This window comes from Microbacterium terricola, assembly GCF_027943945.1.
GTDB lineage: Bacteria > Actinomycetota > Actinomycetes > Actinomycetales > Microbacteriaceae > Microbacterium > Microbacterium terricola.
Map to the genome: position 1 here is coordinate 1,739,469 of NZ_AP027141.1, position 22,626 is coordinate 1,762,094.

The following is a 22,626-nucleotide window of genomic DNA, read 5'->3' on the forward strand; positions in this document are numbered from 1 at the left end:
GTTCCGCTCAGTCGCGATCGACGAGTCGCTGATCGAGGATGCGGCTGACCACCCGCTCCGCGGCACGGCCGTCGTCTCGCGCGTTGAACTTCTCGCGCCACTGCGCGTACCGCGCGGCGTGGACGGCGGGTTCGTGCGCGGCGATCGCCGCCACCAGGTCGTCCTGCGAGCGCACGACGGGGCCCGGCGCGTGCTGCTCCAGGTCGAAGTAGAACCCGCGCAGCTCGCCCCGGTAGTGCTCGAGGTCCGGCACCAGGAAGAACATCGGCTTGCCGGTGACGCTGAAGTCGAACATCACCGAGGAGTAGTCCGTGATGAGCGCGTCAGCGACGAGCAGCAGCTGAGCGGTGTCGGGGTAGCCGGTGACGTCGATGACCCGCGACCCCTGCGCGTCGTGGCCCGGCCCGATGGTGCGGGAGTGCCCGCGCACCAGCACGGTCGCGTCGGCGGCGGCCGCGAGCGCGACGGGGTCGACGAAGTCGACGATCTCGCGGCGGTCGTCGCGCCACGTGGGCGCGTAGAGCAGCACCCGCTCGTCCGCGGCGATCCCCAGCGCCGCCCTGGCCGGTGCGCCGTCGCCGCCGACGAGCACGTCGTTGCGCGGGTAGCCCTCGACCCAGATCGGCCGGCGCAGGAACGCGTAGGCCTTGCCGAGGATGCGGGCGGCGTACGGGTTCTGCGCGAGGAGGATGTTCCAGCGGCGCGACTCCTTCAGCACGGCCCCGGCGCGCCGGGGGGCGAAGCCCGGCCGGTGCAGGGCGAGACGCTTCAGCGGGGTGCCGTGCCACGTCTGCAGGACGACCTGCCCGGGGCGACGCACGAACCGACGGCGCAGCCAGTCGTTCACCACGAGGAGACGGGCCGCGCCACGGGCACGCCACCACTCCGGGCTGCCTTCGACGACCGGGACGGCGCCCTCCGGCACGACCACCGAGAGGTCGACGACACTCCAGTAGCGGGTGACTCCGGGCGCCCGCAGGGCAAGTTCGCGGTCGATCGCGAGCGGATTGCAGCTCGCGTTGCGGCCGTAGAAGCTCTCGAAGAACACGGCGTTCTCGGGTCCGCCCGTGCCCGTGGCATAGCGGCGCTCGAGTGCCTCCTGCGCCTCACCCGAGTCGTACGCAGGGTCGACGGGTGCCCCGATGTGGAGGGCGTCCGCGACGAGGGCGGCGCGCAGCATCCCGAACTGCACGAGCGGGAGCTCGGGGAGGTCTTCGACGTCTGCGCCGTCCGCCTGCACGGCGTAGACGCCGGAGGAGAGGGGCAGCTCGGGTCCGCCCCATCGCGACGCCCGGAGCGGAAGGGTGGCGGTCCAGCCGTCGTCGCCGGCGACGGCGGCCGCATCGACCTGCGCGCGCGGGCCGATGAGCGCCACCCTGCGCGGCACGGCTCCTGTGCCGACGAGGACCAGCGCTGCGCCGTCCGTGCTGAAGCGCGCGTGCGTCATCGCACTCCCTTCGTCGACCGGTCGATTCCACGCAGGATCGCACGGTACACCCGCTCGGTGTTGCGCCCGTCATCGAAGGCGTGCACCCGCTCGCTGAGCTGTCGGGAGCGATCCACGCCGGCCTCCCAGGCGGCCGGGTCGCCGAGCACGCTGTCGAGCCGGTCGGCGGCCTGATCCCAGTCCCGCGCCCAGTCGTCGCCGGCGACATCCGCGTAGGCGCCGTAGAAGCCCCGCCGTGCTCCGTAGGCCTCGACGTCGGGGGCGAGGTACACGACCGGCAACGGCACGAGCGCCGCATCGAAGGCGAGCGACGAGTAGTCCGTGAGGAGCACGTCCAGGCCGGGGAGCAGCGGCGTGACGTCGCTGACCCGATCGCTGCCGAGCGAGCGCACCCGCTCTGTCGGGAACGGCGGCGAGTACTCCCCCGCGCCGAGCGGATGCGATCGCACCAGCAGGACCGCGCCCCGTCGGCGCAGCACGCCCTCGATGCGCTCCCACTGGGCCGCGGTGGGAACGGCGGGGTCCGGGTCGCCGTCTCGCCACGTGGGCGCGTACAGCACCAGCCGCGCCGCAGGGTCGATGGGCCCGCTCGCGATGTCGATCGCGGAGCGGGCGTGCAGCCGCCGCTCCAGCTCCGTGCCCTGCGAGAGCACGTCGACGCGGGGTTCGCCCGTCACCGGCACCCGGTCGTCGGTGAGTCCGAAGGCGGATTCGAGACGCGCGCGCACCGGGTGCGACGCGGCGGGCAGCACCCTGATGCGCTGTGCGGCTCCTCGGTACAGGGCGGCCAGCAGGCGCCGGAGGGCGAGCGAGCGCGGCAGGATGCGGCTGCGCACCGTCTCGGGAGAGTCGAGCCCGATGCGCTTGAGCGGGATGCCGTGCCACAGCTGGGCGACGAATGCACCCGACACGGCGTAGCGGTTCACGTCGCCGAAGCCGTGGGTCACGACGACGACCTCTGCCCGGGCGGTGCGCCAGAAGCCGCGGAGCGAGGACTTGGGGATCGTGGCGATGCCGAGGGCGGCAGCATCCCGCGCGTCCCGGGCGGAGCCCGTCAGCCAGACCATCTCGTGCCCGGCCGGTGCCGCCTGACGCCACAGCGCCAGCGCGCCGTCGCCGATGCCGGCACCGCAGCCGAACACCCACGTGTCTCGCGAGCGAGGGATCAGCAGGGTGGCGAGGCGGCCGAGGGCGTAGAGCGGGATGCTGGCGAGCTTCCTCGCGTTGCCCGCGCCGAACGAGAAGGACGCCACCCCGCGAGCCTATCGCGGGGTGGCGTCCTGACTGCCGTCTCGGGGCCTACTGCTCGAGCGTGCCGAGCGTCACGTCGGTGGTGTGCGTCTCGCCGTCGCGGACGTACGTGACGGTCGCCTCGCTGCCGGCAGCGGCAGCGCGCACCTGCGCGGTCAGGTCGACCGAGTCGGTGATCGGCACGCCGTTGAACCCGGTGATGATGTCGCCCTCGGTGAGGCCGGCCTCGGCGGCTGCCCCGCCCGCGACAGCCTCCTGGATGTACGCGCCCGTGATGTCGGAACCCTCGACGGATGCTGCCGAGAGGACGTTCGCGCCGAGCAGACCGTGGGTCGCCTCGCCGTTCTCGATGATCTCGTCGCTCACACGCTTGGCGATGTCGGACGGGATCGAGAAGCCGACGCCGATCGAGCCGCTCTGGCCGGACGAATCGCTCGCCGACGCGATCGCGACGTTGATGCCGATCAGCTTGCCCGCGTTGTCGACCAGCGCGCCGCCGGAGTTGCCCGGGTTGATGGCGGCGTCGGTCTGGATGACCGCGATCTTGATCGTCTCGGCGGCGGACTGCTGAGTCTGCCCCTGGCCGAAATCGAAGAAGAACGGCGAGTCGCCCTCCTGGCCCTGACCGCCGTCCTCGTCGGCGTCGCCCGAGTCGGGGGCGGCGGACGAGGCGATCTCGATCGAGCGGTTCAGCGCGCTGACGATGCCGGTGGTGACGGTGTTCGCGAGCCCGAGCGGAGCGCCGACGGCCACAGTGGTGTCGCCGACGTTGAGGTCGGACGAGTCGCCGAACTCGATCGGCGTGAGACCGCTGGCGTCCTCGAGCTTGATGACCGCGAGGTCGTAGGTCGGGTCGGTGCCGACGACGGTCGCGTCGTACACCTTGCCGTCGGACGTGGTGACCGAGATCTTCGCGTCGCCGGTGGCGCCGTCGAGGGTGACGACGTGGGTGTTGGTGAGGACGTAGCCGTCCTCGGAGAGCACGACGCCGGAGCCGGTGCCCCCGCTGCTGCCGGACGAGGCCGAGATGGTCACGACGCTCGGGACCACCTTGGCGGCGATCGCCGTGGTCTGGTTGACCGAGTCGGTGTCGTTGACGGTGACGGTCGTGGGGCTCGTCGCGGTCGAGGCGGCGGGCTGCGCGAACATGCTGACGCCGGCGTAGGCGCCGCCGATGCCCGCGGCGCCGCCGACGAGGGCCGCGGCGACGAGGAGGCCGACGACCCTGCCCGCGCCCGACTTCTTGGTCGTGCTCGCCGCAGCGGTCGGAGCCGAGCTCGTCGCCGTGGCGCCCGCGCCGGCCGCGGGCTGCCCGAAGGCGCCGAGCGGAAGGGTGGGCTGCGTCTGGTGGGCGGCCGGGTACGGCGGCTGGCCGGCGTAGCCCTGCGGGCGGGCCGCGCCGTACGGGGCGGTGGGCTGCGCACCGTAGGGCGACGTCGGCTGCGCGCCGTAGGGGGCGGTCGGCTGCGCACCGTACGGCTGGGCGGGCTGGGCGGGCTGTGCCGGCTGGGCGGGCAGCGGCGGACGCGGAGGAACGGGCTGCGCGGCGGCGGGGGCCGCCTCGGCCGCAGCCGGCGGGGTGTGCGCCGGGGGCGCGGGGGTGGGGTCTGCGGGACGCTCGTCCTGGTTGTCGCTCATCGCTGCTCCTTCTTCCAAAAGCAAGACCCACATTGCCCGGCGATGCTGTGTGTTTCTTATGGTGCGGGTGGGATACGTCTATGCGAGTGCTCGGTGCGCGTCCAGTAGCGTGAGGCCCGTGCACGAGATTCCCGGCGCGTGGCGCCGCACCGCGGCAGGAGCCGGCCTGCTCGGCGTCGACGGCGACACCCGCCCCACCATCTTCGCGGAGATGTCCGCCCTCGCGGCGCAGACCGGCGCACTGAATCTCGGCCAGGGGTTCCCGGATGAGGACGGCCCCGCCGAGGTGCTCGAGGCGGCGCGACAGGCGATCTCCGCCGGGGTGAACCAGTACCCGCCCGGCCGGGGCCTCCCCGTCCTGCTCGACGCGATCGCCGTCCATCAGCGCCGCTTCTACGGGATCGAGCTCGATCCCGCGCGGGAGGTGCTCGTCACCGCCGGGGCGACCGAGGCATTGGCCGCCGCGCTCCTCGCCCTGACCGACGGACCCGACGACGAGGTCGTCGTCTTCGAACCGTTCTACGACGCCTATGCCGCCGTGATCGCGCTCTCCGGCGCCCGGCTCGTGCCGGTGCCGCTGCGGTGGCCGGATTTCCAGCCGGATCTCGACGACCTCCGCGCTGCGGTCACCGATCGCACGAGGGTCATCCTCGTCAACGACCCGCACAACCCGACCGGCGCGGTGTTCACGGAAGAGACCCGCGCGGAGATCGTGCGACTCGCCGAACAGCACGGCGCCGTGATCGTGACGGACGAGGTCTACGAGCATCTGGTCTTCGACGCGCCGCACGTGCCGATCGCCACGCTCCCCGGCGCTGCGGAGCGCACCCTCACGATCTCGTCCGGGGGCAAGACGTTCTCGACCACCGGTTGGAAGATCGGGTGGATCACCGGACCCTCGGCGCTCGTGGAGGCCGTCCTGGTGGTCAAGCAGTTCCTCACCTACGTCAACGGTGCGCCGTTCCAGCCGGCGATCGCCGTGGGACTCGGCCTCCCAGACTCCTTCTTCCACAGGATCGCCACCACCCTTCGCGACAAGCGCGATCTGCTCATCGCCGGGCTCACCGGGGCGGGCATGCCCGTGTCGGTCGCCGGAGGGTCGTACTTCACGGTGGCGGATGCGGCACCGCTCGGCGCCGAGGATGCCGCGGCCTTCTGCCGCGAGCTGCCCCATCGCGCCGGGGTCGTCGGCATCCCGCTCACGGCCTTCACCACGGCCGGCCGTCGCAGCGAGTACGCCGGCCTGGTGCGCTTCGCCGCGTGCAAGCGCACCGAGGTGCTCGAGGAGGCCGCCAGGCGCCTCGCGGGCTATTCGGCCTGAAGGTCCTCGCGCGGCACGACGCGGAACCGGCGCAGCAGCAGAGACGGGTTCACCCGCCGGACGCGCTCGACGGTGGCGCGGTCGACGTGCGCGACCGCCACATCGGTGGCGGTGCCGACTCCGGCGATCTCGACGCCCTGCGGGTCGACGATCATCGAAGCGCCCACCCCCAGCGGCGGCGGATGGTCGGCGGCGGCCACGTAGACCGTGTTCTCGATGGCGCGCGCATGCAGCAGCGTGCGCCACTGCCCCTCCTTCAGGGGTCCGCGCACCCACTCGGCCGGGACGAGGATGACATCGGCGCCGGCGTCCGCGAGGACGCGGGCCACCTCGGGGAAGCGCAGGTCGTAGCAGGTCATCACCGCGAACCTGATGCCGTCCACCGTGAACGTCTCCGGCGGACCGATCTCGCCCGGCTCCACCCAGTCCGACTCCCGCTGGCCGAAGGCGTCGTACAGGTGCAGCTTGCGGTACGAGGCGACGATGCCGTCCGCGCTCACCGCGACGACCGTGTTGCGCACGCGGCGACCCTCGCCTCCCTCCAGGAGGCCCGCGACGATCACGACGCCGTGCGCGGCCGCGAGGCCGGTGAGCGCCGCGGTGAACGCGCCGTCCAGCGGCTGGGCGTGCTCCGCCAGGCTGGCGTCGAAGGGGTCGATGAAGTAGCTCGCGTATTCGGGCAGGACCACGACCTTCGCGCCACGATCGGATGCGGTGGCCACCAGGTCGCCGATGACGGCGAGGTTCGCCGCCGTGTCGGCGGCTGGTGCGAACTGGGCGACGGCCAGTGCGGTGCTCATCGGCCTCCCTCCTCCCGCTGGGAGCGGATCACGAGCGGCACGATCAGCCAGAGCGTCACCAGCACGAGGGCGAGTGCGATGACCACGATCCACGCGGCGCCCGCATCGAGCACCACGTCGAACACGAAGGCGACGACGCCCACCACCAGCGCGGCGACGGTCGCGAGCGCGGTCACGAGTGCCGCGTGCCCATAGGAGACGACGCGGGGCTTCAGGCGCTGCCGGAACAGCGCCCGGTGCAGGGCCACCGGCGCCAGGGCGACGATCGTGCTGAGGGCGGCGATAGTCACGAGGGTCAGGTACAACGTGCGCTGGCCCCCGTTCAGGTCTGCGAACGCCGGCTGGAATGCCAGGGCGAGGAGGAAGCCGGTGAGGATCTGCGTGCCGGTCTGCAGGACCCGCAGCTCTTGCAGCACCTCGTTCCAGTTGCGGTCTGCGCGCTCCGCGGGGGTCTCGTCCCGGCCATCCGCGAAGTCGTCCAGCGGGTGCGTGTCGGGAGCGGGGGCCATGCCCTCATCCTCGCGTCAGCGGCGCGCTCACGGCAAGCGCGCCCCGGTGGTCCGACCTGCTCCGAAGCCATGCTAGAGTTGACTCTTGTGCCGCGGGGTGGAGCAGCTCGGTAGCTCGCTGGGCTCATAACCCAGAGGTCGCAGGTTCAAATCCTGTCCCCGCAACAGAAACGAAGAAGGCGTCCCCTCCGGGGGGCGCCTTCTTCTGTTGTCGCGTGACCCGTTCTCCGCGGCTCAGTCCTCGTCCATGACCTCGCTCATCTCGCCGAGGAAGCGTGAGATCACCCGCAGCTCGTCCTCGCTGTAGGGCATCGTCATCGCGCGCATCCCCTTCAGGCGCTCGCCGAAATGGCGATAGAACGCCTCCCTGGACGTGTCGGTCAGCACGACGATCCGCGCCCGCCGGTCGATGGGATGCGGGCGGCGCTCGAGATGCCCGGATTGGGTCAGCCGGTCGAGCAGCTTCGTCGTCGACGCCGTCGAGATCCGCAGGTGGCGGGCCACCTCGTGGGGACTGACGGACTCGCCCCTGTTCTCGCGCATGATCAGCATCCGCAGCGCCGCGACATCCGTCGCATTCATGTCCATGTCGCCCTTCATGCCGCTGTGCATGCGCTCCATGGCGTCGCTGAAGGCGCGCACGGCCCGCAGCACATCCATCACCGCGACCTCGTGCGGCGTCTGCGGTGACCAGCGTTCCGCCACGTAGACACTCCCTTCAGTCCTCTGTATCATCGCCGATAATCAGATTGCTAGATAAACTAGCGATATTGGAGGATCATGACCACCCCCCTGCTCGACACCGACCAGGTCGTTCTGCTCGACGACGAGGGCCGTGAGATCGGCTCAGCGCCGAAGGCGAGCATCCACGGCACCGAGACGGCCCTGCATCTCGCGTTCTCCTGCCACGTCCTCGACGATCAGGGCCGTGTGCTCGTGACCCGCCGCGCGCTCGGCAAGACGACATGGCCGGGCGTGTGGAGCAACTCGTTCTGCGGGCACCCGCGTCCGGCCGAGCCCCTGATCCAGGCGGTGCGCCGACGGGCCGAATACGAGCTCGGGCTCGAGCTCGACGACATCGAGCTCGCCCTCCCCCTCTTCCGGTACCGGGCCACCGACGCCAGCGGGATCGTGGAGCACGAGATCTGCCCCGTGTACATCGCGCGCACGCGCGCGCAGCCCGTGCTCAACCCGCTCGAGGTGGCCGAGTCCCGCTGGGTCGCCCCGGAGGACCTGGCCGCATCACTTCAGGCGACGCCGTGGGCGTTCAGTCCGTGGCTGGTGCTGCAGGCCAACCAGCTCCGACTCTTCGGCGCAGCGGACACCGGGGTGGACAACGGGGTGGACACCGGTGCCGACACCGGAACGGACGGCGGGACGACCGCGCCATGACGCAGACCCTCACCCGCACCTCCGACACAGCAGCGATCGACGAGGCCATCGACCACGCGCTGCGCAGGCTCGGTGATCGGGCCGTGCACGTGGGCGGCTCGCTGCCCGCGCTCGTCGCCGCCGCCGGCCGCGCTGCGGACGGAGGCAAGCGGCTGCGACCTGCGATCGTGCTCGGCGCCTTCCGCGCCTTCGACGGCCCCGCCGACCAGCTCGACTCCTGCATCGCGGTGGCGGCGGCGTTCGAGCTGCTGCACACCGCCTTCGTCGTGCACGACGACGTGATCGACCACGACGTGGTGCGTCGCGGGCAGCCGAACGTCGCGGGGACGTTCCGGCAGCGCGCGGTCGTGCACGGTGCGGACAGCGCCGGCGCCGCGCTCCTCGGCGACGCCGCGGCGATCCTGGCCGGCGACCTCCTCATCCACGAGGCACTGCGCACCGTCGCGCTCATCGACGTCCGGCCCGCCGTGCGGGCGGCGCTCCACGATCTGATCGACGATGCCGTGCTGTTCTCCGCCGCCGGCGAGCTCGGCGATGTCGAGAACGCCGTCGGCGCGGACGTCCCCGACACCGACCGCACCCTCACGGTCGCGCACGACAAGACGGCCGTGTACTCGTTCACCGCTCCCCTGTGCGCCGGCGCCCTGCTCGCCGGCGCGGACGCCTCCGCCCTGGCTGTGCTGGGCGGCATCGGCGCCGACCTCGGCCTCGCGTTCCAGCTCGTCGACGACCTGCTCGGGGCATTCGGCGCGGCCGAGCACACCGGACGCGAGCCGGGCGGCGACCTCCGTGAGGCCAAGCGCACACCGCTCGTCGCTCTGGCCCGCGACTCCGCGGAGTGGCCGCGCGTGACCGCGGCCATCGGCCTCGCGAGCACCGGACCCGTCGCGGTTCGCGAAGCGCAGCGCACCCTCGAGAGCAGCGGCGCCCGCTCCGGGGTCGTCAGCCTCGTGCGCGCGGCGCTCGACCGCATCCAGAGCACTGTGGACGATGCTGTGGGGGATGCCGCCCTGCCCCCTGCCGCAGGCGACCTGATCCGCCGACTCGCCGCCGGCATCGAGGAGCGCATGCCGTGACCGATCAGCAGACCGGCTCCGCGCACGGACTGGCCCTCTACGACCGCACCGCGCGCGACGCCGCCGCCGTCGTCATCGAGGCGTACTCGACGTCGTTCGCGCTCGCCTGCCGCCTGCTCGGGCCGCGCGTGCGCCCGCACGTGCGGGCGATCTATGCGCTCGTGCGGGTCGCCGACGAGATCGTCGACGGGCCCGCGCTCGCGGCCGGCCTCAGCCCCGACGCCGAGCGCATCGTGCTCGACGAGCTCGAGGCGGAGACCCTCGCAGCGGTCCGCCGCGGCTTCAGCGCGAACCTCATCGTCCATGCCTTCGCCCTCACCGCACGCGAGTGCGGCATCGGCCGCGAGCTGGTCGCGCCGTTCTTCGCGGCCATGCGCACCGATCTCACCGTCACCGCGCACGACGCGACCTCGCACGACGCGTACGTGTACGGCTCGGCCGAGGTCGTCGGCCTCATGTGCCTGCAGGCGTTCACCAACGCGGGGGCGCAGCATCCGGTCGAGCCGGCGCCGCACCTCGTCGACGGCGCGCGGCGTCTCGGGCGGGCGTTCCAGGACGTCAACTTCCTCCGCGACCTCGACCACGACAGCACCGAGCTCGGCCGCGACTACCTGCGGGTGGGCGAGGGCGCCGCGTCGCGCGAGGCCGTCCTCGACCGCATCGACGCCGACCTCGCCGCCGCCGCCGCGACCGTCGCGGATCTGCCGGACGACTGCCGCCGCGCCGTGACGGCCGCGCACGACCTGTTCGCCGAGCTGTCCGGTCGGCTGCGCCGCCAGAACGCGCCGTCGGGGCGTGTGCGGGTCCCCGACGCGGTGAAGGTCCGGCTCGCGGTGCGCGCCTGGCTGGGGTTCGCGCCGCGGAGCGCCAGGGCATGAGCGAGCAGCGCACGGCCCTCGTCATCGGCGCGGGCATCTCCGGACTCGCGACCGCGGCGCTCCTCGCCCGCGACGGCTGGTCGGTGACGGTGCTGGAAGCGCGCGAGAGCATCGGCGGGCGCGCGGGCAGCTGGGAGCGGGACGGCTTCCGCTTCGACACCGGCCCCAGCTGGTACCTGATGCCCGAGGTGTTCGACCACTTCTTCGCGATGTTCGGCACCACCGCGGCCGCCGAGCTCGACCTCGCACCACTCGACCCGGCCTACCGGGTGTACGCGGAAGGCACCGCCGATCCCGTCGACGTCCACGCGTCGAGGGATGCCGCCACCGCCCTCTTCGAGAGCAGGGAGGCAGGCGCGGGCACCCGCCTCGCCCGCTATCTCGACTCGGCTCGGGAGGCGTACACACTGGCTGTGAACCGGTTCCTCTACGACACCTACGAGACCAGCGCCGGACTGCGCGATCCCGCGCTGCTGCGACACCTGCCGACCCTCGCACCGCTGCTCACGCGATCGCTCGAGCGGCATGTGTCGGCCCGGTTCCGCGATCCGGTGCTGCGGCAGCTGCTCGGCTACCCCGCGGTCTTCCTCGGCGGATCGCCCGATCGGGTGCCCGCGCTCTATCACCTGATGAGCCACCTCGACCTGGAGCAGGGCGTGCTCTACCCGCGCGGAGGCTTCACCGCGCTGATCCAGGCGATCGCCCGCCTGGCCGAGCGCACCGGCGCGGTCGTGCGCACCGACGCCCCGGTGGCGGAGATCCTCGTCGCGGGCAGCCCCGCGACGGCGACCGGCGTGCGGCTGGCCTCGGGAGAGGTCCTCTCCGCCGATGTGGTGGTCTCCACCGCCGACCTGCACCACACCGAGACCGCTCTGCTCCCGAAGCAGCACCGCAGCCTCCCCGAGCGCTGGTGGCGTCGGCGCACGCCCTCGCCGGGCGCGCTGCTCCTCCTGCTCGGCGTCGAGGGCGAGCTGCCCGCGCTCTCCCACCACACGCTCGTGTTCTCCACGGACTGGAAGCGCAACTTCGACGACATCTTCGGCCGCGACTCCCGGATCCCCGATCCGGCGTCGCTGTACGTCTGCCGCCCGAGCGCGACCGACGCCACGGTCGCCCCGCCCGGGCACCAGAACCTGTTCGTGCTCGTGCCGATCCCGGCCGACCCGCAGCTCGGGCACGGCGGCACAGACGGCGCCGGCGACCCGCGCATCGAGGCCGCGGCCGACCGCGCGATCACGCAGATCGCGGACTGGTGCGGCATCCCCGACCTCGCCGACCGCATCGTGGTGCGCCGCACGATCGCGCCCGCCGACTTCGAAGCCGATCTCCATTCCTGGCGCGGCAGCTCGCTCGGCCTCGCGCACACCCTTGGGCAGAGCGCCATGTTCCGTCCGCGCAACGCTTCCCGGCGGGTCCGTTCCCTGCTCTATGCCGGCGGGTCCGCACTGCCCGGCATCGGCCTGCCGATGTGCCTGATCTCCGCCGAGCTCGTGCTCAAGCGTCTCCGCGGCGACCGCACGCCCGGGCCGCTGCCCGCACCCGCGGCGGTGAGCGCCTGACATGGCGGGCGCCTACCTCATCGCGATCCTGCTCTCCTTCGCGGGGATGCTGGTGCTCGACCTTCGGCTCGACCTCATCGCCCGCCGCTCCCCCGCCCGCACCGCCGTCGCCGTCGCCGTCGGCACGCTCGTCCTGCTCGTGTGGGACCTGACCGGCATCGCCGCGGGCATCTTCGTGCGCGGCGACAGCCCGCTGTTCGTCGGCGTGGACCTCGCCCCGCACCTTCCGCTGGAGGAGCCGGTGTTCCTGGCGTTCCTCTGCTACCTGGCGCTGGTGCTGTGGGCGGGGGCGGAGCGCCTCCGCGCCCGCCGGGAGAAGCAGGTCGCCGTCCGAGAGGAGACTGCGCCGTGAGCTATCCCCTGCTCGTCCTCCCCTTCCTCGCGCTGACGCTGGCGGCCACGGTCGCCACGGCACGGCGTCCCCGGTTCGGGCAGCGGATGATCTCGTCCGCGCTCGCGGCCATCGCACTGATGCTCCTCACCGCCGTGTTCGACAACCTGATGATCGCCGCCGACCTGTACTCGTACCCTGCGGAGCACCTGTCCGGGCTCCGCGTGGGAGCGGCTCCGCTCGAGGACTTCGCGTACCCCCTCTGCGCGGCCTTCCTCGTGCCGGCCGTCTGGACGCTGACCGAGCGGAAGCGCGCATGACCCCCCGCGCCCTGAGGGCCGCCCGCGTCCAGCGCGTCGCACGCTCCCTCCTCATCGCCTCGCGGCCGGTGAGCTGGATCAACACCGCCTACCCGTTCGCCGCCGCCTACCTCCTCACCACCCGCCAGGTCGACCTGACCCTGATCGTCGGCACCCTCTTCTTCCTGGTCCCCTACAACCTCGCGATGTACGGCATCAACGACGTGTTCGACTACGAGTCCGACATCCGCAACCCCCGCAAGGGCGGTGCGCACGGCGCCGTCCTCGAGCCCGCCCTGCACCCCACCACTTTCTGGGCGGCAGGGCTGCTGAGCCTGCCGTTCGTCGCGTACCTGGTGCTGGTGGGGACGCCGGTCTCCTGGCTCGTCCTTGCCCTCAGCCTCTTCTTCGTCGTCGCCTACTCGGCGCCGCCCCTGCGGCTCAAGGAGGTGCCGTTCGCCGATTCGGCGACCAGCAGCATCCACTTCTTCTCGCCGGCCGTCTACGGCCTCGTGCTGGCGGGCGCGACATGGACCTGGCAGCTCGCGGCGATCGTCGGCGCGTTCGCGCTCTGGGGCATCGCCTCGCACGCCTTCGGGGCGGTGCAGGACGTGGCTGCCGACCGTGCGGCCGGCATCGCCTCCATCGCGACGGCGCGCGGCGCGCGCTGGACGGTGTGGTTCGCCCTCGGCTGCTACGCCGCGGCCGGGCTCGCGATGCTCTTCACGACCTGGCCTGGCCCGCTCGCGGCCCTCGTCGCCCTGCTGTACATCGGCAACGTGTGGCCGTACCGGGATGTCGACGACGCGACGGCGACGCGAGCGACAGCAGGCTGGGGTCGCTTCCTCTGGATCAACCAGATCGCCGGCTTTGCCGTGACGGTGCTGCTGATCTGGTACGCGATCGCGACGGCGTGATCCGCATCCCCGGCTGAACAGCCACCGGGCTGAACAGCCATCGGACTGAACAGCCCCCGGCTGATCAGCCCGGGGGCTGTCGGGCCTACTGGCCGTCCAGCTCGATCAGCCGGTTGACCGCCGCGGTCAGCCTCTTGTCGGCCTCGCCGTACGCTGCCCAGTCGCCGTCCTGCAGCGCCGCCTCGCGGTCCAGCATGGCGTCCTGCGCCTCGGCCAGCGCCTCCTGGTAGTCGTCGTCGTTCGGCGCCGGCGTCGGCTCGGTCGTCTCGGAGGGAGCCGGCGTGGGCGCGGTCGGCACGGGCGACGGTGTCACATCCGCGTCGCCGCCGGTGGCACCGGCGTCGCCGCCGAACAGCGTGTCGAGCGCCTCGCTCAGCGTGTCCTCGAAGGCGACGTCGTTTCCGAACGAGACCAGCACCTTCTGCAGGGTCGGGAGCTTGGTGGCGCCCGAGGACTGCACGAAGACCGGCTGCACGTAGAGCAGTCCACCGCCGACGGGCAGCGTCAGGAGGTTGCCGTTGAGCACATCCGATTGCCCCTGCTTGAGGATGTTGATGAACGCGGAGACCTGCGGGTCGGCGTCGAAGGTGTTCTGCACCTGCCCGGGACCGGGCACCGTCGTGTCGGCGTCGATCACCAGCATCCGGAGCTTGCCGTAGTCCGCGGCCTTCTTGCCGCTCGCGGCCCCCGCATCCGAGTCGACAGCCAGGTAGCCCATCAGCACGTTGCGCGCATTGGCGCCGAGCGACGACGGGATGAAGGACGTGAACATCGAGTACGACGCTTCGTCCTGTCCGGGCATCTTCATCGTCAGGTAGTAGGGCGGCTGCAGGTTCGACTCGTCCTGCGGGTCGTTCGGGGTCGTCCACGCGTTGTCGCGCTGGTAGAACGACTGCGCATCGTCGACGTGGTACACGCCGAGCATCGCGCGCTGCACCTTGAACAGGTCTGTCGGGTAGCGCACGTGGCTGATCAGGTCGCCGGACATCTCGCTGATCGGCTCGACCGTGGACGGGTAGACCTTCTGCCAGGCCTGGAGGATCGGGTCCTCCTCGTCCCAGGCGTAGAGCGTGACGGAGCCGTCGTACGCGTCGACGGTGGCCTTGACCGAGTTGCGGATGTAGTTGATGTCATCCAGCGCGAACCGCTGCGGCGTCGTGCTCGAGTCCGAGATCGCCGTCTGCAGGCTGACCGTGCTCGAGTACGGGTAGTTCGCGCTCAGGGTGTAGCCGTCGACGATCCAGACGATCCGTCCGTCCACCACGCTCGGGTACGGGTCGCTGTCCAGCGTCAGGTACGGCGCGACCTTCTGGACACGGTCCTTGGGGTTGCGGTCGTAGAGGATCTGCGAGTCCTCGTTGAGGTAGTCCGAGAACAGGATCTGCTCCGACTGGAACTTCAGGGCGTAGACGAGACGGTTGAAGACGCCGCCGACGCTCGGCCCGCCGTCACCCGTGAAGGTGGTCTTCGTCTCGTTCGCGCCGTCCGGTCCGGTCGGGTAGTCCAGCTCGATGTCGCTCGCGCCCTCGGGTGCGCCGACGATGGAATACGGCGGCGAGTACTCGCCGAAGTACACCCGCGGCTCGAAGTTCTCGCGATCGGAGAGGAAGCCGGATGCGGGGATGCCCTGCTCGAGGAAGACGGGGTCGCCGTCGCTCGTGCGATCGTTGCCCTTCGCCGCGACGATGCCGTAGCCGTGGGTGTAGACGAGCGCCGAGTTCTGCCAGTCGGCGGCCTGCCCGAGCTGCTCGAGGTTGAGCTCGCGCACCGAGACGAGGGTGTCCTGCGATTCGCCGTCGATCTGGTACCGGTCGACGTCGAGCGGGTCCTGGAACTGGTAGTACGAGCGGTACTGCTCGAGCTGACGCACGGTCGGCGAGATGATCGCCGGGTCCATGATGCGGATCTGCGCGGTGGTGTCGGCGTCAGAGCGCAGCTGACCGGCCTCCGCAGCGGTCTCGGCGGCGAAGTTGCTCTTCTCGAGCCCGTCGATGCCGTACGCGACCTGGGTCATGTCGACGTTGCGCTGGTAGTACTCCTCCTCCAGGGAGAAGCGGTTCGGCTGCACCTGGAAGGTGTTCACCACCCACGGGTAGCCGACGCCGAGCACGATCGAGGAGACCACCAGCACCGCCGTGGCGATGAGCGGGTACCGCCACCGGCCGATGATGGCGGTGACGAAGAACAGGACGGCCACGATGGCGGCGGCGATCGCGAGGATCGTCAGGCCGGGGATCACGGCGTGGACGGTCGTGTAGCCGGCGCCGGTGATGCGGTCCTCCGGCTGGTTCAGCGTCTTGTAGCGGTCGAGCCAGAGGCTCACACCCTGAACGGCGAGGTAGAGGCCGGCGAGGACGGCGAGCTGGATCCGGGCGGACTTGGAGATCCGCAGCTCGCGCTCACCGACCCGCACCGATCCGTACAGGTACGACACGACGGCGGTCACCAGGATGCAGATGAGCAGCACGGCCGAGACGAAGCCGAGCAGGGTGCTGTAGAACGGCAGCGCGAAGAGATAGAAGCCGGTGTCGAGCCCGAACTCGGGATCGACGGTGTCGGTCGCGACGCCGTTGAACCACAGCCAGGTGGTCTGCCACTGCGCGGACGCGGCGAAGCCGGCGAAGAACCCGAAGAAGACGGGGATGCCCCACATCGCCAGACGGCGGAGCGGCTCGACGACCTCCTGGTACCGGTCGAGCTGCGAGCTCAGCCGTGCATAGACGGGTCGCAGGCGGTACGCGAGCTGGATGGTCAGCCACACCGGCACCGCCATGCCGAGGAAGCCGACCACGAACATGACGACGCGCGCCGTCCATTGGGTCAGCAGCACCGAGTCGAACCCGAGCTGCTCGAACCACAGCCAGTCGGCGTAGAGGCCCACGAAGGCGAAGAACGCCACGACGAGGGCGGCGATGATCGCCAGGGAGATGGCGATGACGCGGCGGGAGCGAGGCGGTGTGGCCTGTGTCGGCGCAGAGGTCGTGGTCACGTTCTCATCCTAGGCGGCCGATCAGCCGCCCGGCCCGCTCACGAGCCGCAGGTCGGCAGCGCGTCGAGATCGCCGTCCTCCCGGATGGCCTCCAGTGCGGCCAGCGAATCGTCGAGGGTCTCGACCGAGAACACGCGCAGTCCGTCCGGCACGTGCCCGACGACCTCGTCGCAGTTCGACTCCGGCGCGAGGAACCAGCTCGCGCCGGCGTCCTTCGCGCCCCACAGCTTCTGCTGGATGCCGCCGATCGGGCCGACGGTGCCGTCCGCGGTGATCGTGCCGGTGCCGGCGACGGTCTCCCCCGCATTGAGCTCGCCGGGGGTGAGCACGTCGATGATGCCGAGGGCGAACATCATCCCGGCGCTCGGTCCGCCGACGTTGTTCAACTGGATCGTCACGTCGATCGGGAAGTCGAAGTCGCTCATCAGCGTGACTCCGAGCAGCCACGTCTTCTCGCCGTCGACCTCGGTCTCCTTCGGCACGATCGAGATCGTCTGGTCCTCACCGTCGCGCACGATGCTGAGCTCGACCGCCGCGCCGTCGCCCTCGTTGACGATGTCGCGGAGCGCACCGGCATCCGTCGCCGGAGTCCCGTTCGCCGCCAGGATGATGTCGCCCTCTTCGAGCTGACCCTCCGCGGCGGAGTCCTCGACGACCGAGTAGACCGTCAGCATCGCGTTCACGTCGTAGCCGAGCTCGCTGAGGGCGGCCGCGGTCGCCTCCTTCTGCGAGTCGACCATCAGCGCCGCGCTCTCCTCGTTGCGCTCCTCCGTGGTCTGCCCCTCCGGGAACACGGAATCGATCGGCAGCACGGCCTTACTCTGGTCGAACCAGGCGAGGGCGAGCTCGAACCACGAGGGGGTGCGCTCGCGGTTGCCGACGACCTGCACGGTGAGCAGGTCCAGTGCGCCCGCCGTCTCGTACGTGTCCGCGCCCTCGACCGAGATCAGCGGGACGTCCTCGCCGTCCGCGTTCTCGACCGAACCGAGGGTGTTGTACACCGGCCCGGGCTGCTGGATCACGTAGGACGTCGGCAGGAACGTGAGCACCAGGAGCACCACCAGGGCGACCACCAGGGCCCAGATGCCGACAGTCGTGCTGCGGGAGGGACGCCGCCGGGGGGCGGGCGCGATGGTCACGTTGTCGTCGAACAGCGCCACGGGAGCCTTTCTGAGCCTGGTCGTTCGCGACCGGCGTAAGGCTATCGGGGCCGGGCCGGGGAGGTGCGATGATCCGTGCGACTAGCGTAGGACCACTGGTCCCGACCCGGCTGAGAGGCGACTGAAGTGGCAGACGACGACCGGAGCCCCGAAGACGAATTCCAGGAGCTCATCCGGCAGCTTTTCGGCGGTGAGGGCGGACAGCTCGACCCCGAGCAGCTCTCACAGCTGGCGGGCATGAACATCGATCCCGCGATGATGCAGGCGCTCATGCGGCAGCTGCAGGGCGCCTTCGCGTCGGGCGGCGACGAGGGCGGCATCTCCTGGGACCTGGCGCAGCGCCAGGCGCTGCACATCGCGAACCAGGACGGCCTCGGCATCACCGACGGCCAGCGCACCGACCTCGAGCAGGCGTTCTCGCTCGCGACGCTGTGGCTCAGCGAGGCCACGACGATCTCGGAGCTGGCGACCGCCCCGCGCGCCATGACCCGCGGCGCCTGGGTCGAGGCGACGCTGCCGGTCTGGCAGCAGCTCGCCGAACCCGTGGCCACGAGCATCGCCGACGCCCTCACGGGTGCCCTCAGCGAGCAGGCGCCCGAGGAGATGCAGGGGCTCGTCCAGGGCGCGCGGCGCTTCATGCGCACCGTCGGCGGGTCCCTGTTCGCCACCCAGCTCGGTCACGTCGTGGGCAACCTGTCGAAGGAGGTCGTCTCCGGCGGCGACGTCGGCATCCCGCTGATGCCCGACGGCGAGGCGGCCATCCTGCCGCAGAACTTCGCCGACTTCGGACGCGACCTCGAGATCCCCGACGATCAGCTGGCGCTGTACATCGCGACGCGCGAGCTGGCGCACGCCCGCCTGTTCCGGCACGCTCGCTGGCTGCGCCTGCACGTCATCTCGCAGGTGACGGACTTCGCGCGCGGCATCCGCGTCGACACGAGCGCCCTCGAGGAGCTCGCCAGCAGGTTCGACCCCAGCGAGCCGGAGGAGCTGCGCCGGGCGCTGGAGAGCGGCGCTCTGCTGCCCGCCCGCACCGATGAGCAGGAGACCGCGCTCGTCCGGCTGGAGAACCTGCTCGCGACCATCGAGGGCTGGGTCGACGTGGTCACCGCGCAGGCCACCGGCCGGCTGCCGATGGCCGACCGGATCGCGGAGGCCGTCCGCCGACGCCGTGCGGTCGGCGGTCCCGCCGAGCAGGCGCTGGCCTCGCTCGTCGGCCTCACCCTGCGACCGCGGCGGATGCGGGAGGCTGCCGCGATGTGGCAGGCGGTGACGGACGCGGTCGGCGTCGGCGCGCGCGACGCGCTGTGGGACTACCCCGACCTCATGCCGACCGCCGAGGACATCGACGATCCCGCCGCGCTCGTCGCGCGGCTGGAGGCCAGGGCGCGCGGCGAGGAGCCGGCCCCCGACGAGATGGACGACGCGCTCGCGCGTCTGCTCGCGGGCGAGGAGCCCCGGGCCGGCGAAGAGACCGGTGCGGCAGACGTGACCGGAGACGAGACCGGAGACGAGGCCGGCGACGAGAGCGGCGACGAGGGCACCGACCAGCCGCGCCCGGTGTAATCCGCTCCTCCCCAGCCCGCGTGGGCGATGCGCCGGCCGCGGTTCTGTGGACAGGCTCGGCGGGGCGTGCGCTCCCGGACGATGATCGGGGCATGCTCCGACTCGATCCAGGTCACCCTCCGCTGTGGCGGACGGCGACCTCGCTGCAGTTCGGACTCGACCCCGTCGCCGTCGTCGAGGCTCCGGAGCCCTGGCAGGAGCGGCTCGTCCACGAACTCGCGCGCGGCGTGCCCGAGGGCGCCCTCGACCAGATCGCCGAGCTGCTCGGCGCCCCGACCGGTGCCGCGGCGGAGCTGGTGCGGATGCTGAGACCGGCCCTCGTCGGGCCGGTCCCCCGCCCGCCGGTCGCCGAGCTCCGGGTGCCCGACGGATTCCCGCGCGCACAGGCCTCGGTGTTCGAGCGCGCCCTGTCGGCGACGCACTGCGAGGTGCGGGTGCGGCGCGCCGGCCGTCCGGCCACGGCCGTCCCGCACCGGACTGTCGTGCTGCTCGCGCACCACCTCGTGGTGCCGCGGGCCGCCGCCGATCTGATGGCGCGTGACATCGCGCATCTTCCCGTCGTGTTCGAGGGAGCCCGCACGGTGGTCGGCCCGCTCGTCGTCCCTGGCCGGACGGCGTGTCTGGCGTGCCAGGCCGCCGCTCAGCGCGACCGCGACCCGGCATGGCCCCTCGTCGCCGCCCAGCTGGTCGGGCGCGCGCCGCTCGACGTCGACGACGCGACGCTCTGGGATGCGGGCCTCACCGCGGGCAGGCTGCTCAGCGCGGTGCGGGCGGGCGCTGACTCGATCTCGGTGGTGCTGCACGCCGGCTCCCTGCAGCGGACGCACCTGCGCCACCAGCCGCACGAAGGGTGTCTGTGCCGATCTCCTGGAGGAAGCGGGAGCGCTGCCGATCACGGTGGCCGCGCGCCCACGACAGGTGCAGCGTCCGGCCCGCCCGCGTGATGCCGACGTAGGCGAGCCGGCGCTCCTCGTCGACGTGCTCGAACGTCGTCGCGTAGCCGATCGGCAGCTGGCCCTCCGCGACCCCCACGAGGTAGACGTGATCCCACTCCAGGCCCTTTGCGGCGTGGAGCGTCGCCAGCGTCACGGTGCGCAGCGTCGGCTCGTCCTGCGACTTGGCGCGCGTGAGCAGCTCGTCGGCGAAGGTGCGCAGCGTGGTGCCGTCCGGCGCCTCCTCGGCCAGCCGCAGCAGGGCCGCGCGGGCCTCCCAGGCGTCGCGCAGCGCGCCGCCCGCCTGCGGCGCCTCGTCCGTGTAGCCGAGGGAGCGCAGGACATCGCGGACCGCGTCGAGGAAACCGCGCTCGGTCGGGGCGACCGCGGCGCCGCGCAGCGCGAGCACCGCCTGGCGCACCTCCGGCACATCGAAGAACCGTCGGCCGCCGAGCACGGTGGTCGCCACGCCCTTGCCCGCCAGCGCCGTGGTCAGCTCGGCCGACTGCGCGTGCGCGCGGTAGAGCACGGCGATCCGCTGCGGATCGGTGCCGGCCGCGATGCGCGCCGCGATGTGCGCGGCGACGCCGCGCGCCTCGTCCAGGTCGTCGTCGTAGGCGCTGACCGTCGGCAGCTCGCCGTCGCCTGAGCGGTGCGTGTTCGCGGACGGCGCGGGCGCCGCGGTCAGCTCGAGGGCACCCGGCCGGTTGCGCATGAGCGCGTTCGCGACGGCGAGGATCGACGCATCCGACCGGTAGTTCGTCTCCAGCCGCACCACGGTGGCGTCGGCGTGCCGGTGCGGGAACTCGAGCAGGAAGCGCGCGTCGGCGCCCGCGAACGAGTACACGGTCTGACTGGCGTCACCCACGACGCACAGATCGCGGCGGTCGCCGAGCCACAGTTCGAGCAGGCGGTTCTGCAGCGGAGAGACGTCCTGGAACTCGTCGACGGTGAAGTGGCGGTACTGCTCGTGGACCGCCTTCGCGACGTGGGGCTCGGCCTCCAGCATCCCCGCGCACGCCAGCAGCACGTCCTCGAAGTCGAGCTGACGGCGCTCGTCCTTGAGCTTCTCGTAGGCACGGTGGAGATCTGCCACCCGGTTCGCGTCGTACCGGCCGACACCGCCGGGGCGGGCGGCCACGTAGTCCTCGATGCTGCGCATCGTGACCTTGCGCCATTCGATGCCCGACGCGATGTCCCGCAGCGTGGCCGTGTCGGGCTCGAGCCCGATGCCGTCGGCGGCATGGGCGAGCAGCCGCACCTTGTTGTCGACGATGGACGGTGCGGTGTCGCCCGCGAGCGTGGGCCAGAAGAAGTTCAGCTGCGCGAGGGCGGCGGCGTGGAACGTGCGCGCGGCGACACCCTCGACACCGAGCGCGCGGAGGCGACCGCGCATCTCGCCCGCAGCCTTCGAGGTGAACGTCACCGCCATGACACGCCCCGGCGAGTAGGCGCCGGTGTCGACGCCGTGGGCGATCCGGTGGGTGATCACGCGGGTCTTGCCCGTGCCGGCACCTGCGAGCACGGCGACCGGACCGCGCAGCGCCGATGCCGCCTCGCGCTGGCGCTCGTCCAGCCCTTCCAGTGCGCGACCGATCATGCGCGCCCCTCGTACCAGTCGGTGATCAGCCGGTGCGCGATCGACGCGGTTCCCGGGAGGGTGACCTCGCCCTCGCCGCGAAGGCCCGCCCCGACCTCGTCACGGGTGAACCAGCGCACCGCGGCGATCTCCTCGCCGTCCGCCTCCGCGGCGGCGTCGTCGGCAGCGGCGGCCCAGAAGCCGAGCATCAGCGATCGCGGGTACGGCCACGCCTGCGATCCGCGGTAGACGATGTCGAGCGCGTCGACGCCCGCTTCCTCGTGCACCTCGCGCCGCACCGCCTCCTCGAGCGACTCGCCCGCTTCGACGAAGCCCGCGAAGCAGGAATAGCGATCGGCGCCCCAGAGCGCGTTCGAGCCGAGCAGCAGACGGTCGGGGTCCGTCGCGCTCGTGATCGCCACGATGACGGCGGGGTCGGTGCGCGGGAAGTGGTCGCGCCCGCAGGCCGGGCAGTGGCGGGCCCAGCCGGCCATGGTGGTCTCGGTGAGCGTTCCGCAGGCGGAGCAGTACGGCGCGTCCAGCAGCCAGCGCCCGAGGCTGAGTGCGGCCACGAAGGCGCCGGCATCCGCCGCGGTCAGCGTTCCGCCGATCGCGCGCAGGCTCGCCCACTCCCCGGGGAAGGTGACGTCGTCGGTTGCGGCGACCACCGCGGCCAGCAGTGCCTCTCCGTCTGCGGCGCGCCCGAGGAAGGCCCACTGCGCGTCGGCGGGCGCCTGCGCCGGTTCCACCCACCGCAGCCCTTCGCCGGAGACGGGCGCTCTGTCACCCACGATCACGAGGACACGGCTGGCTGCGTCGAGCCGCAGCGTGTCGAGGAGTCCGGGGGTCGCGCGCTCGTCGGCGGCGCGGTCGAGGCCGATCTGGATCGGCCGATCGGCGGATGCGGGCATCGCGGGGGCCTTCCTGCGTGGATCGACGAACGGGCCTGTCGACAAGCCGGGCGTGGCGCGGGGACGCACCG

General features: G+C 71.9%; 19 protein-coding genes and 1 tRNA gene. 10 read left to right on the plus strand and 10 right to left on the minus strand.

Going from position 1 to position 22,626, the window contains the following annotated elements; genetic code table 11:
• Window positions 1–7 precede the first annotated feature (7 nt).
• Genes Microterr_RS08225 through Microterr_RS08235 form a run of 3 tightly spaced genes read right to left on the minus strand, consistent with a single transcriptional unit; the run spans window position 8 to window position 4,336 of the window.
• Window positions 8–1,447: a CDP-glycerol glycerophosphotransferase family protein gene (locus Microterr_RS08225; RefSeq protein WP_263798451.1), complete on the minus strand. Its 1,440-nt coding sequence runs from the start codon at window positions 1,445–1,447 to the stop codon at window positions 8–10.
• A complete protein-coding gene (locus Microterr_RS08230; protein WP_263798449.1) occupies window positions 1,444–2,700 on the minus strand; it encodes a CDP-glycerol glycerophosphotransferase family protein in 1,257 nt (418 codons plus the stop codon). Before Microterr_RS08230 ends, Microterr_RS08225 begins: the two co-directional genes overlap by 4 nt.
• A 46-nt stretch (window positions 2,701–2,746) precedes the next feature.
• A complete protein-coding gene (locus Microterr_RS08235) occupies window positions 2,747–4,336 on the minus strand; it encodes a S1C family serine protease (RefSeq protein WP_263798448.1) in 1,590 nt (529 codons plus the stop codon).
• Window positions 4,337–4,454: 118 nt separating this feature from the next.
• Here Microterr_RS08235 and Microterr_RS08240 point away from each other — a divergent pair, with 118 nt between their 5' ends.
• Entirely contained in the window at window positions 4,455–5,657 is a 1,203-nt protein-coding gene (locus tag Microterr_RS08240; RefSeq protein WP_263798447.1) for an aminotransferase class I/II-fold pyridoxal phosphate-dependent enzyme, read from the plus strand.
• On the opposite strand, the gene Microterr_RS08245 is transcribed toward Microterr_RS08240, so the two are convergent.
• On the minus strand, window positions 5,645–6,457 hold the full coding sequence (locus Microterr_RS08245) for a carbon-nitrogen hydrolase family protein (protein WP_263798446.1): 813 nt from the start codon (window positions 6,455–6,457) through the stop codon (window positions 5,645–5,647). The two genes, Microterr_RS08240 and Microterr_RS08245, sit on opposite strands and share 13 nt — an antisense overlap.
• Complete coding sequence (locus Microterr_RS08250; protein ID WP_263798445.1) at window positions 6,454–6,966, minus strand: DUF6328 family protein; 513 nt, start codon at window positions 6,964–6,966, stop codon at window positions 6,454–6,456. The genes Microterr_RS08245 and Microterr_RS08250 overlap by 4 nt, the downstream gene beginning before the upstream one ends.
• A 91-nt stretch (window positions 6,967–7,057) precedes the next feature.
• Between Microterr_RS08250 and Microterr_RS08255 the strand changes: the two genes are divergently transcribed.
• Window positions 7,058–7,131 (plus strand) — tRNA-Met (locus Microterr_RS08255).
• 69 nt (window positions 7,132–7,200) lie between these two features.
• Here Microterr_RS08255 and Microterr_RS08260 read toward each other — a convergent pair.
• Window positions 7,201–7,671, minus strand: coding sequence for a MarR family winged helix-turn-helix transcriptional regulator (locus Microterr_RS08260; RefSeq protein WP_263798444.1), 471 nt, complete (start codon window positions 7,669–7,671; stop codon window positions 7,201–7,203).
• Between the two features lie 75 nt (window positions 7,672–7,746).
• Between Microterr_RS08260 and idi the strand changes: the two genes are divergently transcribed.
• Genes idi through Microterr_RS08295 form a run of 7 tightly spaced genes read left to right on the plus strand, consistent with a single transcriptional unit; the run spans window position 7,747 to window position 13,418 of the window.
• Window positions 7,747–8,358 carry an isopentenyl-diphosphate Delta-isomerase gene (gene idi, locus Microterr_RS08265; protein ID WP_263798443.1) on the plus strand — a complete coding sequence of 204 codons (612 nt, stop codon included), beginning with the start codon at window positions 7,747–7,749 and terminating at the stop codon, window positions 8,356–8,358.
• A complete protein-coding gene (locus tag Microterr_RS08270) occupies window positions 8,355–9,434 on the plus strand; it encodes a polyprenyl synthetase family protein (protein ID WP_263798442.1) in 1,080 nt (359 codons plus the stop codon). Before idi ends, Microterr_RS08270 begins: the two co-directional genes overlap by 4 nt.
• Window positions 9,431–10,312, plus strand: a complete 882-nt coding sequence (locus Microterr_RS08275; RefSeq protein ID WP_263798441.1) for a phytoene/squalene synthase family protein — start codon at window positions 9,431–9,433, stop codon at window positions 10,310–10,312. Before Microterr_RS08270 ends, Microterr_RS08275 begins: the two co-directional genes overlap by 4 nt.
• Entirely contained in the window at window positions 10,309–11,871 is a 1,563-nt protein-coding gene (gene crtI, locus Microterr_RS08280) for a phytoene desaturase family protein (RefSeq protein ID WP_263798440.1), read from the plus strand. Before Microterr_RS08275 ends, crtI begins: the two co-directional genes overlap by 4 nt.
• A gap of 1 nt (window position 11,872) precedes the next feature.
• Window positions 11,873–12,223: a lycopene cyclase domain-containing protein gene (locus tag Microterr_RS08285; protein ID WP_263798439.1), complete on the plus strand. Its 351-nt coding sequence runs from the start codon at window positions 11,873–11,875 to the stop codon at window positions 12,221–12,223.
• Window positions 12,220–12,522 (plus strand): lycopene cyclase domain-containing protein, encoded by a 303-nt coding sequence (locus Microterr_RS08290; RefSeq protein ID WP_263798438.1) that lies wholly within the window; start codon window positions 12,220–12,222, stop codon window positions 12,520–12,522. Before Microterr_RS08285 ends, Microterr_RS08290 begins: the two co-directional genes overlap by 4 nt.
• Window positions 12,519–13,418, plus strand: coding sequence for a prenyltransferase (locus Microterr_RS08295; protein ID WP_263798437.1), 900 nt, complete (start codon window positions 12,519–12,521; stop codon window positions 13,416–13,418). Before Microterr_RS08290 ends, Microterr_RS08295 begins: the two co-directional genes overlap by 4 nt.
• A gap of 85 nt (window positions 13,419–13,503) precedes the next feature.
• On the opposite strand, the gene Microterr_RS08300 is transcribed toward Microterr_RS08295, so the two are convergent.
• Entirely contained in the window at window positions 13,504–16,407 is a 2,904-nt protein-coding gene (locus tag Microterr_RS08300; protein WP_263798436.1) for a UPF0182 family membrane protein, read from the minus strand.
• A gap of 38 nt (window positions 16,408–16,445) precedes the next feature.
• Window positions 16,446–17,567 (minus strand): YlbL family protein, encoded by a 1,122-nt coding sequence (locus Microterr_RS08305; RefSeq protein ID WP_263798434.1) that lies wholly within the window; start codon window positions 17,565–17,567, stop codon window positions 16,446–16,448.
• Window positions 17,568–17,693: 126 nt separating this feature from the next.
• Here Microterr_RS08305 and Microterr_RS08310 point away from each other — a divergent pair, with 126 nt between their 5' ends.
• Window positions 17,694–19,133, plus strand: coding sequence for a zinc-dependent metalloprotease (locus Microterr_RS08310; protein ID WP_263798433.1), 1,440 nt, complete (start codon window positions 17,694–17,696; stop codon window positions 19,131–19,133).
• A gap of 756 nt (window positions 19,134–19,889) precedes the next feature.
• Here the strand turns inward: Microterr_RS08310 and Microterr_RS08315 are convergent.
• Together Microterr_RS08315 and nudC are read right to left on the minus strand one after the other, a co-directional pair.
• Window positions 19,890–21,665, minus strand: coding sequence for an ATP-dependent helicase (locus Microterr_RS08315; protein ID WP_263798430.1), 1,776 nt, complete (start codon window positions 21,663–21,665; stop codon window positions 19,890–19,892).
• Complete coding sequence (gene nudC / locus Microterr_RS08320; protein ID WP_263798428.1) at window positions 21,662–22,555, minus strand: NAD(+) diphosphatase; 894 nt, start codon at window positions 22,553–22,555, stop codon at window positions 21,662–21,664. The genes Microterr_RS08315 and nudC overlap by 4 nt, the downstream gene beginning before the upstream one ends.
• Window positions 22,556–22,626: the final 71 nt, after the last annotated feature.